Source organism: Streptosporangium carneum (genome assembly GCF_027922005.1).
GTDB lineage: Bacteria > Actinomycetota > Actinomycetes > Streptosporangiales > Streptosporangiaceae > Streptosporangium > Streptosporangium carneum.
The window spans coordinates 1-16,481 of record NZ_BSEV01000039.1 but is presented as its reverse complement, the minus strand read 5'-3'; the positions used below and the strand labels follow the sequence as shown (position 1 = coordinate 16,481).

At 69.4% G+C, this 16,481-nt stretch carries 17 protein-coding genes; 7 read left to right on the top strand and 10 right to left on the bottom strand.

Going from position 1 to position 16,481, the window contains the following annotated elements; translation table 11 throughout:
• Positions 1-41: 41 nt before the first annotated feature.
• Positions 42-824: an alpha/beta hydrolase gene (locus PKF00_RS40860; protein WP_271223142.1), complete on the bottom strand. Its 783-nt coding sequence runs from the start codon at positions 822-824 to the stop codon at positions 42-44.
• A gap of 10 nt (positions 825-834) precedes the next feature.
• A complete protein-coding gene (locus PKF00_RS40855) occupies positions 835-1,056 on the bottom strand; it encodes a hypothetical protein (protein ID WP_271223141.1) in 222 nt (73 codons plus the stop codon).
• A gap of 310 nt (positions 1,057-1,366) precedes the next feature.
• Between PKF00_RS40855 and typA the strand changes: the two genes are divergently transcribed.
• Together typA and PKF00_RS40845 are read left to right on the top strand one after the other, a co-directional pair.
• Complete coding sequence (gene typA, locus PKF00_RS40850; RefSeq protein ID WP_271223140.1) at positions 1,367-3,220, top strand: translational GTPase TypA; 1,854 nt, start codon at positions 1,367-1,369, stop codon at positions 3,218-3,220.
• A gap of 710 nt (positions 3,221-3,930) precedes the next feature.
• A complete protein-coding gene (locus PKF00_RS40845; protein ID WP_271223139.1) occupies positions 3,931-4,218 on the top strand; it encodes a DUF397 domain-containing protein in 288 nt (95 codons plus the stop codon).
• 121 nt (positions 4,219-4,339) lie between these two features.
• Here PKF00_RS40845 and fmdA read toward each other — a convergent pair whose 3' ends face one another.
• The 6 genes from fmdA to PKF00_RS40820 form a co-directional block, all read right to left on the bottom strand.
• Positions 4,340-5,587, bottom strand: a complete 1,248-nt coding sequence (fmdA, locus tag PKF00_RS40840) for a formamidase (protein ID WP_271223138.1) — start codon at positions 5,585-5,587, stop codon at positions 4,340-4,342.
• A gap of 174 nt (positions 5,588-5,761) precedes the next feature.
• Complete coding sequence (locus tag PKF00_RS40835; protein WP_271223137.1) at positions 5,762-6,409, bottom strand: AmiS/UreI family transporter; 648 nt, start codon at positions 6,407-6,409, stop codon at positions 5,762-5,764.
• A 231-nt stretch (positions 6,410-6,640) separates the two neighbouring features.
• Positions 6,641-6,916 (bottom strand): FmdB family zinc ribbon protein, encoded by a 276-nt coding sequence (locus PKF00_RS44790; RefSeq protein ID WP_369011198.1) that lies wholly within the window; start codon positions 6,914-6,916, stop codon positions 6,641-6,643.
• Positions 6,917-7,180: 264 nt separating this feature from the next.
• Positions 7,181-7,816 carry a DUF2461 domain-containing protein gene (locus PKF00_RS40830; protein ID WP_271223136.1) on the bottom strand — a complete coding sequence of 212 codons (636 nt, stop codon included), beginning with the start codon at positions 7,814-7,816 and terminating at the stop codon, positions 7,181-7,183.
• An 82-nt stretch (positions 7,817-7,898) separates the two neighbouring features.
• Positions 7,899-8,213, bottom strand: coding sequence for a hypothetical protein (locus tag PKF00_RS40825; RefSeq protein ID WP_271223135.1), 315 nt, complete (start codon positions 8,211-8,213; stop codon positions 7,899-7,901).
• Between the two features lie 144 nt (positions 8,214-8,357).
• Positions 8,358-8,933, bottom strand: coding sequence for a helix-turn-helix domain-containing protein (locus PKF00_RS40820; protein ID WP_271223134.1), 576 nt, complete (start codon positions 8,931-8,933; stop codon positions 8,358-8,360).
• 85 nt (positions 8,934-9,018) lie between these two features.
• Between PKF00_RS40820 and PKF00_RS40815 the strand changes: the two genes are divergently transcribed.
• Entirely contained in the window at positions 9,019-9,855 is an 837-nt protein-coding gene (locus PKF00_RS40815; RefSeq protein ID WP_271223133.1) for an EamA family transporter, read from the top strand.
• Between the two features lie 57 nt (positions 9,856-9,912).
• On the opposite strand, the gene PKF00_RS40810 is transcribed toward PKF00_RS40815, so the two are convergent.
• Positions 9,913-10,500: a sigma-70 family RNA polymerase sigma factor gene (locus PKF00_RS40810; RefSeq protein WP_271223180.1), complete on the bottom strand. Its 588-nt coding sequence runs from the start codon at positions 10,498-10,500 to the stop codon at positions 9,913-9,915.
• 282 nt (positions 10,501-10,782) lie between these two features.
• On the opposite strand from PKF00_RS40810, the gene cds1 reads away from it, so the two are divergent.
• A complete protein-coding gene (gene cds1 / locus PKF00_RS40805) occupies positions 10,783-11,859 on the top strand; it encodes an L-cysteine desulfhydrase Cds1 (RefSeq protein WP_271223132.1) in 1,077 nt (358 codons plus the stop codon).
• Between the two features lie 139 nt (positions 11,860-11,998).
• Here cds1 and PKF00_RS40800 read toward each other — a convergent pair whose 3' ends face one another.
• On the bottom strand, positions 11,999-13,006 hold the full coding sequence (locus tag PKF00_RS40800) for an ABC transporter substrate-binding protein (protein WP_271223131.1): 1,008 nt from the start codon (positions 13,004-13,006) through the stop codon (positions 11,999-12,001).
• A gap of 213 nt (positions 13,007-13,219) precedes the next feature.
• Between PKF00_RS40800 and PKF00_RS40795 the strand changes: the two genes are divergently transcribed.
• From PKF00_RS40795 to PKF00_RS40785, 3 genes are read left to right on the top strand one after another with little or no spacing between them, the layout of a single operon-like run.
• Positions 13,220-14,272, top strand: a complete 1,053-nt coding sequence (locus tag PKF00_RS40795; protein WP_271223130.1) for a FecCD family ABC transporter permease — start codon at positions 13,220-13,222, stop codon at positions 14,270-14,272.
• 56 nt (positions 14,273-14,328) lie between these two features.
• Positions 14,329-15,432: a FecCD family ABC transporter permease gene (locus PKF00_RS40790; RefSeq protein WP_271223129.1), complete on the top strand. Its 1,104-nt coding sequence runs from the start codon at positions 14,329-14,331 to the stop codon at positions 15,430-15,432.
• Positions 15,429-16,229, top strand: a complete 801-nt coding sequence (locus PKF00_RS40785) for an ABC transporter ATP-binding protein (RefSeq protein WP_271223128.1) — start codon at positions 15,429-15,431, stop codon at positions 16,227-16,229. Before PKF00_RS40790 ends, PKF00_RS40785 begins: the two co-directional genes overlap by 4 nt.
• Positions 16,230-16,481 lie beyond the last annotated feature (252 nt).

Sequence of the window (16,481 nt, the reverse complement as noted above, 5' to 3'; positions counted from 1 at the left end):
GTGTGAACTCCGGACCTCCGGCTCTCCCACCGCCTGCGAGGTCAGGAGTTCGCGACGACCCACCGTCCGATCCTGCGGACCAGTTCGGGAGTGGCCGCCGACTCCGCGTGGCCGTACCCGGGCTCGATCCAGAGCTCCTTCGGCTTCCCCGCCGCGTCGTGGATCTGGTGCGCGTGGTCGAGGGGGAAGAAGGCGTCAACGTCGCCGTGCACGACCAGCAGAGGGGTCGGCGAGATGCACGCGGCCGCCTCGTGGGGGGCGAGCGGCACCGGGTCCCACACCCCCTTCCTGATGCGCGTCCCCTTGCCGACCCGCGCGGCCCAGCGTCCCAGCGGCCGCTCGATCGCCCAGTGCACCTGCCGCATCGGCCGGGTCCCCCGGTAGTACCACCGGGCGGGCGCGCTGACCGAGACCACGGCGTCCACCTCGCCGCCGCGCGGACGCCCTCCCGGCCCCGGCCCACGCCACCCCGCGTGCCGTACGGCCACCGCCCCGCCCATCGAGAACCCGACGACGGCGACCCTGGCGTAGCCGATCGCCCGCGCGTGCCGTACCGCCGCGTCCAGGTCGAGGATCTCCAGGTCCCCCACGGTCGACTCGCCTCCCGAGCGGCCGTGACCCCGGAAGTCGAAGGAGACCACCCCACCGAACCCGCTGAGCACGTGGGTGATCCGCCGCGTCGGGCGTTCCCTGAGGGATCCGGTGAACCCGTGCGCCAGCACGATCCCCAGGTCTCCCGGCTCGCGCGGCGGCGTGTGCGCGGCGTCGATCCGCACGTTGTCCTCGGTCCTGAGCATCACGGCGAACGACGGCGCTAGAGGCATGTCCCCGAGCTTAGGACGACCCCTGCCCGCGCCCTCGACCTCCTTCACGGGCGGGCGGTCCGCTCGCGTCCCGCGGCTTCGCCCCCGGCTCCTCCGGAGGCCTCTGTCCGGGCGAGGCGAGCAGATGCTCGACCTCGGCGCGGAGCGGGGCGGACCCGGCGTCGCCGAGCCCCTCGGCCAGGGCCAGGTCCCGGCGGGCCGCCTCCCCGTCGCCGCGGTGGGCGTGGAGCATCGCGCAGAAGCAGCGGTTCCGGATCTTCTGGGCGGTCGGCGATCAGCCGGGCCACATAGGAGCGCGCCCAGGGGAGGTCGCCTTCGGCGCAGAGGCGGTGAACATGATCTACGTCAGATGCCACGGAAACGGATTCCAGCAGCTCTCCATACCGGAGAAAAGGTCTAAGCCGTGCGTCGAAACGGTGTCTCCGGGGTGAACAGAGGAGGTTCGTCCGGTGGGGACGTAAGAGCGATTGTTCGGATCAACTAAAATGGAGGGGCCGCACGGTCCGCGGCCAGCCTCCACGATCACAGAGTGAGACTCCATCATGCCTTTGAACAGCCGCGATGACCTGCGGAACATCGCGATCATCGCGCACGTCGACCACGGCAAGACCACTCTCGTGGATGCCATGCTCTGGCAGTCCGGAGCGTTCCGGGCAAACCAGGATGTCGACGACCGTGTCATGGACTCCAACGACCTCGAGCGCGAGAAGGGCATCACCATTCTCGCGAAGAACACCGCCGTCAAGCACGGCGACATGACCCTCAACATCATCGACACCCCCGGCCACGCCGACTTCGGCGGCGAGGTCGAGCGCGGCCTGTCGATGGTGGACGGCGTCGTGCTGCTGGTCGACGCCTCCGAGGGGCCTCTGCCGCAGACCCGTTTCGTGCTCCGCAAGGCGTTCGCCGCCAAGATGCCGGTCATCCTGTGCATCAACAAGGTCGACCGTCCCGACGCCCGCATCAAGGAGGTCGTGGACGAGGTCTACGAGCTCTTCATGGACCTGGACGCCACCGAGGAGCAGATCGACTTCCCGATCGTCTACGCCTCGGCCAAGGCGGGGCGCGCCTCGCTGGAGCGTCCCGCCGACGGCGGCATGCCGGACTCCGAGGACCTCGAGCCGCTGTTCCAGGTCATCAAGGAGACGATCCCGGCTCCGACCTACGACCCGACCGCCCCGCTGCAGGCGCACGTCACCAACCTCGACGCCTCGTCCTACCTGGGCCGGATCGCGCTGTGCCGCGTCCACCAGGGCACCATCAAGAAGGGCCAGCAGGTCGCCTGGTGCCGCACCGACGGCAGCATCCAGCGGGTGAAGATCACCGAGCTGCTGATGACCGAGGCGCTGGAGCGCAAGCCCGCCGAGTCGGCGGGCCCCGGCGACATCATCGCGATCGCCGGCATCCCGGACATCATGATCGGTGAGACCCTGGCCGACCCCGAGGACCCGCGCCCGCTGCCGCTGATCACGGTGGACGAGCCCGCGATCTCGATGACCATCGGCACCAACACCTCGCCGCTGGTCGGCAAGGTCAAGGGCTCCAAGGTCACCGCCCGCATGGTCAAGGACCGGCTCGACAAGGAGCTCATCGGCAACGTGTCGCTGCGCGTCCTGCCGACCGACCGCCCCGACGCCTGGGAGGTCCAGGGCCGTGGCGAACTCGCGCTGGCCATCCTGGTCGAGCAGATGCGCCGCGAGGGCTACGAGCTGACCGTCGGCAAGCCCCAGGTGGTCACCAAGCTCGTCGACGGCAAGGTGCACGAGCCGGTCGAGCGGCTGACCGTCGACTGCCCCGAGGAGTACCTCGGCGCGGTGACGCAGCTGCTGGCCGTGCGCAAGGGGCGCATGGAGCACATGACCAACCACGGCACCGGCTGGATCCGGATGGAGTTCGTGGTCCCGGCCCGCGGCCTGATCGGCTTCAGGACCGAGTTCCTCACCGAGACCCGCGGCACCGGCCTGGTGCACCACGTCTTCGAGACCTACGAGCCGTGGTTCGGCGAGCTGCGCACCCGCAACAACGGCTCGCTGGTCGCCGACCGTCCCGGCCCGGTGACCGCGTTCGCCATGCTGAACCTCCAGGAGCGCGGCGTGCTGTTCGTCTCGCCGACCACCGAGGTCTACGAGGGCATGATCGTCGGTGAGAACTCGCGCTCCGACGACATGGACGTGAACATCACCAAGGAGAAGAAGCTCACCAACATGCGCTCCTCGACCGCGGACGAGACCGAGAAGGTCATCCCGCCGCGTCTGCTCTCGCTGGAGCAGGCGCTGGAGTTCATCCGCGAGGACGAGTGCGTGGAGATCACGCCGGAGAACGTGCGCATCCGCAAGGTCGTCCTGGACGCCGCCACGCGCGGCAGGAGCGCCGCCCGCGCCAAGCGCGGCAGCTGACCCCGAGCCGACCTCGGAGCACCGCCTCCGCGGAACTCAGAAGAAAGGGCGCCCGGCCTTCCGGCCGGGCGCCCTTTCTCGTTTTTCGGCTCGCGGGCCTCGTTTCCTGGTTCGTAGGCCCTCGTTTCCCGGTTCGCGGGCCTCGTTTCCCGGCTCGCGGCCCGTGAACGGCGGCCTTCGCCCCACCGCCTGGGGAACCTCTTCCGTTTCCCCGGCCCGGAGCCTCCGCCGTTCCGGCTCAGGAGGCGTGAGCGGCTGCGCCGGTCGGGTCCCGCCCTCCTCCAGGGGATCCCACCCCTGCCTCCGCGGGCGAATTCCGCCTCCGCGCGACGCATCGATTACCGGGTTCACGGCCTTCCAATCGACACCGATTCGAATGGCCGATTCATCGTGTTTCCCCTCGTGTCGCAGGAGAACACGGAGCCCCCTTCAGAAGTGATCGCTTACCCACCTCACGTTTTTCCTTGAAGCCTCTCCTTTAGGAGCGGCCGAGTAGGAGCGGCCGAGCCACGGCACACCTGGTGGAAGGGCCAGTATCACCGTCCTGGAGAGCGGAAGCGATGTAGCGTGTTCGAAACGGCGTTTGCGACCTCATCATCGGTGAACCGCCAAGGGGCCTCGGGGGCAGTGCGGCTATTTGAGGCTGTCCGCGTCCAGGAATTACCGCCCGGCACGCCGGGGGACCGCACCAACAGAATGGCGGAGCAGAAATGGACCTGAGCAATCTCCCGTGGCGAAAGTCGAGTTTCAGCAGCCCCAACGGGGGCGACTGCGTCGAGGTCGCCGAACTCGGCGTCACCTCACCCAGACCCGAGCACAAGCAGGGGGCCCGCCATGTCGTCCGTGACAGCAAGGACCCCTCGGGTCCCGTGCTCTACTTCACTCCCGCCGGCTGGAAGGCCTTCCTCGACAGTGTGAAAGCCTCTGACCTCGGCGGAGGACCCACCGAACAGTCCGAGCACGTCAAACGGACCCAATGGTTCGGACACGTCGAGTAGTCCGCGCACACCGCGCGGGCATGCCGGGTGTCCCACCTGAGCAGGTGGAGGGTCCCCAGCCCCATCGCCGGGGACCCTCCCTGCGAAAGGAGCGCCATGGCACCCCTTTCGCGCTCATCGGTCAGGACGTCACCGCGCACTGTCCCCGATCCTGCTTGACGGGCCCATCCGCGTTCGGACGCACGTCGAAGTCGAAGATCGCCGTGGGCAGGTAGAGCGAGCAGCACGCGTTGGGGATGTCGACGACCCCGCTGATCCGGCCTTCGATGGGAGCGGAGCCGAGGAGCAGGTAGGCCTGCTCGCCGGTGTAGCCCCACCTCTTGAGGTACTCGATGGCGTTGAGGCACGCCCTGCGGTAGGCCACCGTCGCGTCGAGGTAGTAGTTCGTGTTCGTGTCGTGGTCGACCGAGATGCCGATGAACGACAGGAACTCCGAGTACCGCGGCTCGACGTTGCCGGGCATGAAGATGGGGTTGGTGCTGACGCCGTACTTCTCCATGCCTCCCTTGATGAGGTCCACGTGGAAGTCGATGAAGCCACCCATCTCGATCGCCCCGCAGAAGGTGATCTCACCGTCACCCTGGCTGAAGTGCAGGTCGCCTCCCGAGAGCTTGGCGTCCTTCACGTGGACGGGGTAGAAGACCCGCGCCCCCCGGGTGAAGTTCTTGATGTCGTGGTTGCCACCGTTCTCCCGCGCGGGCACGGTACGGGCTCCCTCACGGGCGATCCGGTCCGCCACCTCGCCGGTCGCCGTTCCCCCGAGGGCGTTGTCGGTGAGCGGCGGCAGACCGAGCGCCGGGACCCGGTCGGGGTCGGTGTCGATGAGCGCCTGCTCCCGCTGGTTCCAGCTCGCGAGCAGTTCCGCCGACGGCGCCGTGCCGAACAGGCCAGGGTGGGTGATTCCGGCGTATCTGATGCCGGGCAGGTGGCGAGACGTCGCGTATATACCGTTGAAATCCCAGATCGCCTTGTAGGCGTCGGGGAAGTAGTCGGTCAGGAAGCCGCCACCGTTCACCTTGGCGAATATGCCGGTGTAGCCCCATCCCTGCCCCGGCGCCTCACCGGTCTCCTGAGGGACCGGGCCGAGGTCCAGGACGTCGACCACCAGGAGGTCTCCGGGCTCGGCTCCCTCGACCCCGATGGGACCGCTCAACATGTGCGCGAGGGTCAGGTCGACGTCCCGCACGTCGTTGGACGAGTCGTTGTTGTGCAACTGGGCGTCGGTCCACTCGCGGCACTCGACGCGGAACACGTCTCCCGGCCGGACCATGGCGGCTACCGGTATGTCCGGGTGCCATCGGTTGTGACCCGGTACTTGTTGATCGCGCATTGACTTCGACTGGTCCACGCTGAACACGACTTTCGGCATGATGACTCCCTCTTCTCGTCTTCTCCTCGGCACACTCCCGACGACCGGACATCCGCAGGTCGCATCACCCCCTTCGGCGCTTTCGCGCCCGCGCGCGAACCTCTCGCGCCCCTCTTACGGGCCGCTCTCGCCGCTCCCGCCCCGTGGTCGCCGGCGACGGGCCCGACGGGCGGCCTAGTGCGCGGCGATCGTCTCGCCGCCCCGGGGACCTGCCCTGCTGGGCAGCTCGCCCCGCTTTCTCATCAGCACCCACAGCCCGCCGAACACCACCACGCCGAACACGGCGAGGAGCGTGGCGAGGAGGTTCTGGTTCCAGCGCTGCCAGTAACCGGTGAGCAGGAAGAACGACGGGATGGCCGCGGTGACCCACCCCTCGATCGCCGTCACCCAGCCCGTGTAGGCCGTCAGGTGTCCGTGCTTCAGCCCCAGCAGCAGGAAGAACAACAGCCACAGGAACGACCAGTAGAGCCAGATGACGCCGAACGGCTTGTCGTTGAGAAGCCGGAAGTTGGCGAACGAGAAGCCGAGCGCCATGATGGCCACGAACAGCGAGAAGTAACCGACCCCCGTGGTGTCGAACCCACCGAGCAGGCCGATGCCCACGTAGAGGTAGGTGAAGCCGAACAGGAAGATCCCCGACGCGCCAAGGATCGTCAACGGGTCGTTGCCCCCGAGGATGATCAGGACAGTCGGCGTGATCACCTGCAGCGCCCCGACGAAGAGGTTGAAGATGCCTGCGGCCCGTGGATCGATCTTCCCCAGCAGCATCATCCCGTTGATGAAAAGCACCGCACCGACGTAAAGCAGTCCAACGACTCCCATCGGTGACACACCCCCTAAGTGTCCGTGATGGGCGGTTCCCAGTCGCGTGTCCGCGCGCCGTCCGGCGGCACGGCCCACGTCTTCCGGCCACGCGGCCGCGCCGCGTCCGGCCCCCGCCCCCATGGGCGACGGGCGTCCCGGGCTCGGGCCCTACGCGGACGTGTTGTTCCGTGTTCTGTTGCTCACGCGCTCACGCGCGTCCCCGCCCGCGTCTCCCGCGCGCCCGCCCGTTCATGGCCGGGGCAGGCGTGCCAGTGCCGGATGAGGTGGCCGGGGAGCTCTGCGGCGCGGCACGTCGGAGACGACCTCGGGCGCGTCCCGACTGCGTTCCTCACGACCGAACGCGGCGGACAGCGCCGGGGGCACCCGGGAGAAGCTCGGGGGGGAGAAGACGCGACGGGCGTCGCGCCCGCATGCGGAGCAGCCACGAGACAGCGGTGCGGTCCCTATCGGAAGGTGAACGTCGAATCGCCCACAGTCCTGACAGGCGTATTCGTAGGTTGCCACAGGCACCTCCCCGCGCCCCCAAGGGCAGGACGTCCTTGTCTGGCTCTCCGGTTGATGGCATCACAGAGCCACGATGGCCTGGACCCACCTTTCCGGACTATCCGAAATCCGGCTGAGCTGTCAAGGCCCGGGCCGCGCGGCCGCCGCGCCGACGCGCGGAAAACAGCGGGCAGCCGCGTCAGCCGGGCCGGGCGTAAACGAACAAAGACCGAACCGAGGGCATCCGGTGCCCTGAGCGTGCCGGAACTCCGGAGGCCGCCGGACTCAGTCGGCCGGCAGGTGGACGGTGAGCCACTCGACGAGCGGGACGAGGTCGCGCCAGACGACGCGCACGCGGCCGAGGACCTCGGGAGTGTGGACCCACGCCTCGGGCTCGAAGCGGCGGCTCGCGTGCAGGGACCTGTGGCGCAGCAGGTCGAGGCGGGGATGGTCCTCGGGAACGCCCCTCGGCCGCGTCTTGAGACGGTCGCCTCCGATCTCGTAGCCCGCCAGGCGCGTCTCGGTCACGATCTTCTCCAGCGGCACGCCGCTGATCTCCTCGTCGACCGCCTGGCGGTAACGGGCCAGTTGCTCCCCCTGCGCGGCGTAGAGGCCCGCCCCGACGTGGAGCCCGGCGGCGTCGAGCTGGACGTAGTAGCCGATGGCCTCGCCGGTCGCGACGTAGGCGCCCTGGTGTGTCTTGTAGGGCGACTTGTCCTTGGAGAAGCGGACGTCTCGGTTGGGCCGGAACAGGTGCGCCCGCCCGAACTCCGCCTCGAGCTCCTCGCCGAGCGCGGTCATCGGGACCTTGACCATGTCCTCGTAGACCTGCCTGTGACGGGCCCAGTAGGTCTTGGAGTTGTCCGCCTCCAGACCCTCGTAGAACACGAACGCCTCGTCGGGGAAGCCGTTGAAACCCATGCCGCCCATCGTGCCACCCGTCACCGACAGCCGCGGAAGCCCTGCCCCGCGGAACCGGACGGCGTCTCGAGGCCTCACCCCCTCAGGGGTAGTCCTCGGCCACGTCTCCCCGCAGGGTCCTGGCCAGCTCGTCCCACCAGGTCGGGACGTCAGCCTGGAGCTCCACGTAGCGACGCGCCACGCGAACGGCGCACCCTCCGGGATCCGTGGCCAGGTGACGCCGTTTCACCCGCCCCTCCTGCCACCGGTAGAACCCGTCGCGGAAGCGGACGACGAGCCCGATCCACACCGACAGGGTGCCGTCGTCGCCGACCTCGTAGACACCGGTGACGCCGAGCCCCACCAGCTCGGCCCTGAGCCTGTCTATCGCCTCCGCCGCCACGGCCGCCTCGTTCACCCGTCACCTCCGATGCGGGGAGACGGACGGCACGACCGGGGCACGCACCCGTCGGCCGACGAGCTCAGCACGTCGGCACGGGACACCGAAAGCGACATAGTGTAATGATGCGGCTCCGAAGTGTTCGCCGACACCTGTTCCCCACTATTGGTCAGGCGTCTCACGAGGTTCCGTTACGACCATCACGAAACGGAGCGGGACCTCCCCCCGGTTGGCGTACTTGTGCGGCCGGTCGGCGCTGAACACGACGGCGTCGTCGACGCCGATGACATGGCTTCCGCCGTACACCGAGAGGGTCAGCTCCCCCTCGAGGACGGTCAGCATCTCCCGGGTGCCCGGCGGGTGCGCGTCGCCGTCGTGGTGCTCGCCGGGGGCCAGGCGCCAGTCCCACAGCTCGAGGATCGACGGCGCGTCCGTGCCGACCAGCAGCCTGGCCGAGCTCGCCGTCCCGTGCGGGAAGGTGACGACGTCGCGGGCGCTGACCACCCGCACCACGGGGGTGTCGGACACCTCGACGATCCGCGCGACCGTCACGCCGAGGGCGTCGGCGATGCGGGTGAGCGTGGTGATGCTGGGGTTGGTCCGCCCCTGCTCGACCTGGACGAGCATGCCCCGGCTCACCCCGGAACGGGCGGCGAGCTCGTCGAGCGTCATCTGCCGGTGCGCCCGCTGGGCCCGCACGTTGTTCGCGACCGCCGCGGTGATCGTCTCAGGATCCATGAGTTCAGTGTAGTGAACACATCGTGCACTATATTGTTCTCTATATCTTGTACTAAAAGTTCAATCCATTGAACCGGAGTGAGAAGTGATCGCTGTGACGCTGGCCACGCTCTGCGCTGTGGTGTACGGCACGGCCGACTTCTTCGGAGGTCTGGCCACCCGGCGCTCACGCGTGCTGGCCGTCGTCGTGCTCTCCCAGACGGCCGGACTGGCCCTGGTGGTCGCGCTGCTGCCGTTCCTGCCCGGCGCTCCGACCGCGCAGGCGCTCGCCTGGGGCATGGCGGCCGGGGTCTCGGGAGCCGCCGGGCTGGTGCTGTTCTACCGCGCGCTGGCCACCGGCGTGATGTCCGTGGTGGCCCCGACGACCGCGACCACCTCGGCCGCGCTGCCGGTGCTGTTCGGCCTGGCCACCGGGGAGCGCCCGGAGACGACGGCGCTGGCCGGCGTCGCGCTCGCGCTGGTCGCGGTGGTGCTGGTGAGCCGCGACTCCTCGGCCGCGACGGCGGGACGGGGACGCGGGTCGCTCCTGGCCTCACTCGCCGGAGGCGCGGGCTTCGGCGGCTTCTTCGTCCTGCTCGCGCAGGCCCCCGAGGGGGCGGGGATGTGGCCGCTGTTCGGCGCGCGGCTGTCCTCGATCGGCCTGATCGCCCTGCTGGCTCTCGTCACCCGCCGCACGCTGCGTCCCGGGCACGGCGCGCTGCGGATCATCGTGACGGCCGGAGCCCTCGACATGGCGGCCAACGTGCTGTTCGTGCTCGCCCAGCAGCGCGGCCTGCTGAGCCTCGTCGGCGTCCTGGTCTCCCTCTATCCGGCGAGCACCCTGCTGCTGGCCAGATACGTCCTGAAGGAACGGCTCAACGCCGTACAGGTGACGGGAATCGGCTTCACCCTCGCGGCCGTGGCGTTGATAGCCGCGGCCTGAGCGCGACGGTTTCCGGGATGCCCGCCCGCGGGGTGGAGCGGACCCGGAAACGGGCTGTCAGGCGGCCTGGCGCTGCTCGGGCAGCCGGAGCGCGCCCTCCTCGCGGGCGTAGTCCTCCAGCATCGTCCTGAGCTGGCGACGACCACGGTGCAGACGCGACATGACCGTGCCGATGGGCGTGCCCATGCGCTCGGCGATCTCCTTGTAGGCGAAGCCCTCGACGTCGGCCAGGTAGACGGCGACCCGGAAGTCCTCGGGCAGGGCGCGCAGGGCGTTCATCACGGCGCTGTCCGGCAGCTGCTCGAGCGCCTCGGTCTCGGCGGACTTGAGCCCTGAGGACATGTGGGACTCGGCGGCGGCGAGCTGCCAGTCCTCGATCTCCTCGGTCGCCGAGAGCTTGGGCGAGCGCTGCTTCTTGCGGTAGTCGTTGATGAAGTTGTTGGTGAGGATCCGGTGCAGCCACGCCTTGAGGTTGGTGCCCTCCCGGAACTGGTGGTAGGAGGTGAAGGCCTTGGCCACCGTCTCCTGTACGAGATCCTCTGCATCGGCGGAGTTGCGGGTCAAACGCATCGCGGACGCGTAGAGCTGGTTGGTGACCGGAACGACGTCGCGCTCGAACCAGTCCTGGCGCTGCTCTTCGGTCATCGTGATCACGTGTTCTTCCCCCTTGTACTGATTCCCCCCGCTACCGTCCGGCACAGGTACGACACACCCCTTCTGACGGCTTGTTGCATGCTCGCAGTCGGCTTGTAAGCGGGCCGTTAAGAGCCGTTCCGCCTGGTCAGGAGGTTGATCGGTGGCTGCTTCGAGGACGGACACGACACGCCCTACAGCCAGACAAGTCTCATTATCGTAACATCCCCCTCCAAAAATGACAGAGGTTGTGTCCATCATCACATAACCCCAGTTCGCGGTAGTTTTGGACGCATGGAACACGTGGACAGGCACGACCCGAACACCCGCGCCTGGGTGGCCGAAGCCATCCGCCGAGTCGAGGCCGACGCCCATCGAAGCTGCGACACTCATCTCCACGTCTTTCCGCTTCCCGCGCAGTGGGGGGTAAACCTCTACTTGAAAGACGAGTCGGTCCACCCCACCGGTTCACTCAAGCACCGGTTGGCACGTTCCCTTTTCCTGTACGGCCTGGCGAACGGCTGGATCGGCCCCTCCACCACGGTCGTCGAGGCCTCAAGCGGCTCGACGGCGGTGAGCGAGGCCTACTTCGCCCGGCTTGTCGGCCTGCCGTTCATCGCGGTGATGCCCTCCTCGACCTCCCCCGAGAAGATCGCCCTGATCGAGTTCTACGGCGGCAAGTGCCACCTCGTCCGCGACCCCGGAACGATCTACGAGGAGTCCCACCGCCTCGCGGCCGAGACCGGCGGCCACTTCATGGACCAGTTCACCTACGCCGAGCGGGCAACCGACTGGCGCGGCAACAACAACATCGCCGAGAGCATCTTCCAGCAGATGGAGATGGAGCCCCATCCGGAGCCCTCCTGGATCGTGGTCGGCGCGGGGACCGGCGGCACCTCCTCGACCATCGGCCGCTACATCCGCTACCGGCGGCACCTCACCCGCCTGGCCGTGGTCGACCCCGAGGGATCCGCCTTCTACCCCTCCTGGCGCACCGGCGACGCCGCGACCACCGCCCCCGGCTCCCGCATCGAGGGGATCGGCAGGCCCAGGGTCGAGCCGTCCTTCATGCCCACCGTGATCGACAGGATGATCCAGGTCCCCGACGCCCGATCCATCGCGGCCATGCGCTGGGTCCGCGAGGTCACAGGGCGCGACGTCGGCGGCTCCACCGGCACCAATGTGGCGGCGGCCGTGCAGATCCTGCGGGAGATGCGCGAGGCAGGCGAGCGGGGCAGCGTGGTCACCCTGATCTGCGACGGCGGCGAGCGCTACCGCTGCACCTACGGCGACGACGCCTGGCTGGCGGAGCGCGGCCTGGACATCGCGCCTCACCTCGAGGAGCTCAGGTCCTTCCTGACCGAGTCCTGAACCCCGGCAGGCTCCCCGCCTCGGCCCCAGGACGGGCGGGCGAGGACTCTGAATTCCAGGACGTCGAGGCTCTGAAACGCCGGGCGGGCGGGCCCGAAGCGGGCCCGCCCGTGACCGGGGACGACGTCCTGCGCCCGCGTCAGGCCGTCTTGGCGGGGTCGACCCCGAAGGTCGTGGCGAGGTCGTCGAGGATGGCGTGGGCGCCCTGGATGCCGACGGCGCTCATCCAGGTGACGTCGCTGACGTCGTGCTTGGCGCCCTTCAGCTTGCCCCAGAGCGGGTTGGCCTCGAACTTCTTCTTGATCGGCTCGACCGTCGGGTCGGGATAGGCCGCGACGAAGATGTGGTCGGCGTCGAGCTGGGAGATGTTCTCCTGGCTGATGTCGACCGCGATGGTCTCGGTCGTGGTCGGCTGGTCCTTCGGACGCGGGAAACCTACGTCCTTCAGCACCAGCCCGGAGTAGGAGTTCTCCACGTAGAGCCGCACGGTCGGCTCCCCGGCGAAGCGGACGACCGAGACGGTCGGCAGGTCGCCCTCCTTCTTCTTGACGGACTCGCCGATCGTGGCCGCGCGGTCCTGGTAGGCCTTGAGCCGCTGCTCGGCGAGGTCCTCCTTGCCCAGGGTCTGCCCCATGAGCCTGAGGTTCTCCTTCCAGATCGCACCGGTGGTCTCGCTGAACACCGTCGGCGCGATCTTCGACAGCTTGTCGTACAGCGCCTCGTGACGGACCTTCGCCGAGACGATCAGATCGGGCTTGAGCGCGATGATCTGCTCCAGGCTCGGCTGCTCGAGGGTGCCGACGGACTTCGCCTCCTTGGCGTTGTCCAGGACCGAGGTCAGGTAGTCGGGGAGCTTGTCGTCGATCGCCCGGTAGGTGGTGAACCCGACGACGTCGGTGTCCAGGGTGAGCACCGCGTCGACGAAGCTCTGGTCGAGGGCGACGACCCGGATCGGCGCCGCGGGGATCACGGTCTCCCCCATGGCGTGCTTGATCGTGCGGGGGAACGCCGCCGTGCCGCTCGCCGCCGGAGCGGGCGTCGCGCCGGCGTCGGCCGTCGTGCTCGGGGCGCTGGATCCACAGGCGGCCAGCCCCGCGGACAGTACGGCTCCCGCCACTCCCACGGTCAGCGCACGCAACGCTCTCATCAGTCACTCCTCAAAGGAAAGGCAAACCTAAATTAGATTAGGCATGCCTAAACTGGCATACTCATCCAGGATCCGGCAAACACCGTCCCGGACAGTCGGGCGGCGCCGGGCAGGCAGTGTCGGCAGGTGTCGGCAGATGGCGTCAGGTGGCGTCAGGTGGCGTCAGACGGACGGCGGACCGCTTCCCGGTCCGGCGAACGAGAGGAGCGGCGCGTGAGCGCATCAGCGGCCACCGCGCGACCCCGTGCCCCCGGCAGGGCCGGAACGGTCCACTCGCGCAGACTGCTCGTCCTGGCCGGACTGTTCGCGATCCTCGCGGTCGCGGTCATGCTGAGCGTCATGGTCGGCGCGAAGCCGGTCCCGCCCGGCGACGTGTGGCACGCGCTGACCGCGCAGACCGGAACGGAGAACGACATCGTCGTCCGGTCGCTGCGCATTCCCAGGACCGCCGTCGGCGTCATGGCCGGGGTCGCGCTCGGCGTCGCGGGCGCGCTCATGCAGGGCCACACCCGCAACCCGCTGGCCGACCCAGGACTGCTCGGCGTCACCCAGGGAGCGGCGTTCGCCATGGTGTTCGGCATCATGGCGCTCGGCGTCACCAGCCTGTACGGCTACATCTGGTTCGGCATGGCCGGGGCCCTCGTCGCGAGCGCCGGGGTCTTCGCCCTCGGCATGGCGGGCGGCAGAGGCGGCCCGACCCCGGTGACCCTGGCCCTGGCCGGGACGGCGGTCAGCGCCTTCCTCTACGCGCTGACCTCGGCCCTGGTCCTCATGGACCAGCGGGCGATGGACGTCTTCCGGTTCTGGCAGGCGGGCTCGATCGCGGGCCGCGACGGCGAGGTCGTGTGGCAGGTGCTCCCGTTCGTCGCCGTGGGCCTGCTGCTCGCCCTGTTCAACGCCCCCGGGCTCAACGCGCTCTCCCTCGGAGAGGACGTGGCACGCGCCCTCGGCCAGAACATCACCCTGACCCGCTCCGTCGGCGTCGCCGCGATCACGTTGCTCGGCGGCGCCTCGGTCGCGGCCTGCGGTTCGCTGTCGTTCCTCGGCCTGATGGTCCCCCACCTGACCCGCCCGCTCTCCGGACCCGACCACCGCTGGCTGCTGCCGTACTCGGGGCTCGCGGGAGCCGCCGCGCTGCTGCTGGCCGACGTGGTCGGCAGAGTGGTCGCCCGCCCCGGCGAGCTGGAGGTCGGGGTGGTGCTCGCCCTGCTCGGCGCGCCCTTCTTCGTCGCGCTGGTCCGCCGCAGAAAGCCGGTGCGCCTGTGAGCGCCCCCGCGGAAAAGGCCAGGCCTGTGAGCGCCCCCGCGGAAAAGGCCACGCCTGTGAGCGCCTCCGAGGAAAAGGCCACGACGCCGTACGCACGTGACCACCGCGTGCGCGAACGGCCGCTGCGGATCGGCCCCGCCTCGTGGACGGTGCGCCCCCGCTCCGCCGCCGTGGCACTGGTCCTGCTGGCCGCCACCGCGCTGCTGACCGCTCTCGGCATGCGGATCGGCGACATCCCGATGAGCCTGGCCCAGGTGGTCGGGGCCGTCGTGGGAGACGGACCCGACCACTTCGTCGTGATGGAGCTCAGGCTTCCCCGCGCGCTGACCGGCGTCCTCGTCGGCGCGGCGCTCGCCCTTGCGGGGGCCGTCACCCAGGCGGTCGCCAGAAACCCGCTGGCCAGCCCGGACGTCCTCGGGGTGACCCCGGGAGCCAGCGTGAGCGTGGTCGCGGTCATCGTGGCCACCTCGAGCGCGGCGGGCGGCCCCGGCGGCACGCTCGCCACGCTCGGGATTCCCCTGCTGTCCCTGATCGGCGGCCTGGTCGGGGCACTGGCGGTCTACACGCTGGCCTGGCGCGGAGGCCTGGACGGCTACCGCCTCGTGCTCGTCGGCATCGGCGTCTCCGCGGTGTTCACCAACGTCAAGTACTGGCTGCTGACCATCGGCGACGTCAACGACAGCGGCAGGGCCATGGTCTGGATCAGCGGTTCGCTGAACGGCAGAGGATGGGAACACGTGGTCCCCGTCGCCATCGGACTCGCCGTGCTCGTTCCTCCCGCCCTGCTCGGCGCCCGCTCCCTCGACGCGCTGCGCTTCGGCGACGACACCGTGACCGGCCTGGGCGTGCGGTCGAACCTCGTCAGAAGCCTGATGGTCCTCGCCGCCGTGCTGCTGGCCTCGGTCGCGACCGCCGCCGCGGGTCCCATCGCCTTCGTCGCCCTGGCCGCCCCGCAGGTCGCGCTGCGCCTGACCGGCGCGGCCCGGCCCCCGCTGGTCGTCTCCGCGCTCACCGGCGCCGCCCTCACCGTCGCCGCCGACCTGGTCGCGCGGACCGCGTTCAGCCCCGTCGAACTGCCGGTCGGCGTGGTCACCGCGGTCCTCGGCGCCCCGTATCTGATCTATCTCCTCATCCGCGCACGGAGAAAGGCACGATCTTGAGGCTACGAGCCGTCGACGTCAAGCTTGGCTACGGCGACCGCGTCATCGTCGACGGACTCGATCTCGGGATCGAGGCCGGGACGGTGACCACGATCATCGGACCGAACGGATGCGGCAAGTCCACGCTGCTGCGTGCCCTCGGACGGCTGCTGAAGCCGTCAGGCGGCGAGGTGCTGCTGGACGGCAAGCGCATCGACAGGATGCCGACCAGGGAGGTGGCGAAGATCCTGGGAGTGCTGCCGCAGGCCCCGACGGCTCCCGAGGGGCTGACCGTGGCCGACCTGGTGGCCAGGGGACGGCATCCGCACCAGACGTGGTACCGGCAGTGGTCGTCCGGAGACGAGTCGGCGGTCAACGAGGCCCTGTCCATGACCGGCCTGCTCGACCTGGGCGAACGCCCGCTGGACGAGCTGTCGGGCGGACAGCGCCAGCGCGCCTGGATCTCGATGGCCCTGGCCCAGGGCACCGACCTGCTGCTGCTCGACGAGCCGACGACCTTCCTCGACCTGGCCCACCAGATCGAGGTCCTGGAGCTCGTCCGGCGGCTCCACAGCGAGCTCGGCCGCACCGTGGTGATGGTCCTGCACGACCTCAACCTCGCCGCGCGCTACACCGACCACCTGGTCGCCATGCGCGGCGGCGAGGTCGTCGCCGCCGGGCCTCCCGGCGACGTCCTCACCGAGGGACTCCTGGCGGAGGTCTTCGACCTGGCCGCCAAGGTCATCGAGGACCCGGTGACCGGCACCCCACTGGTCGTGCCCGTCGGCCCGCTGCCTCCCCCGGCGCGACGCGACTGAACGGAGGCGTTCACGAACGGTCCCTCGTCCGAGGAGGTCGGAGGGGTTGTGCTGTTCGGTTGGTCCTCTTGGGCCTCTTGGACCTCTTGGGCCTCTTGGCTCTTTTGGCTCTTTTGGTTCGCCGGGTTGGCTTGTTCGTCGGGTTTGTTTGGTTCGGCTTGGTTCGCGTGGAGGGGGGCGGGTGGTCCGGCCGGCCGTCTCAGCTGAGCTCTGGCGGATTCAGGCCTCCGGCCTGGCGGGCGTCGGTGGTTG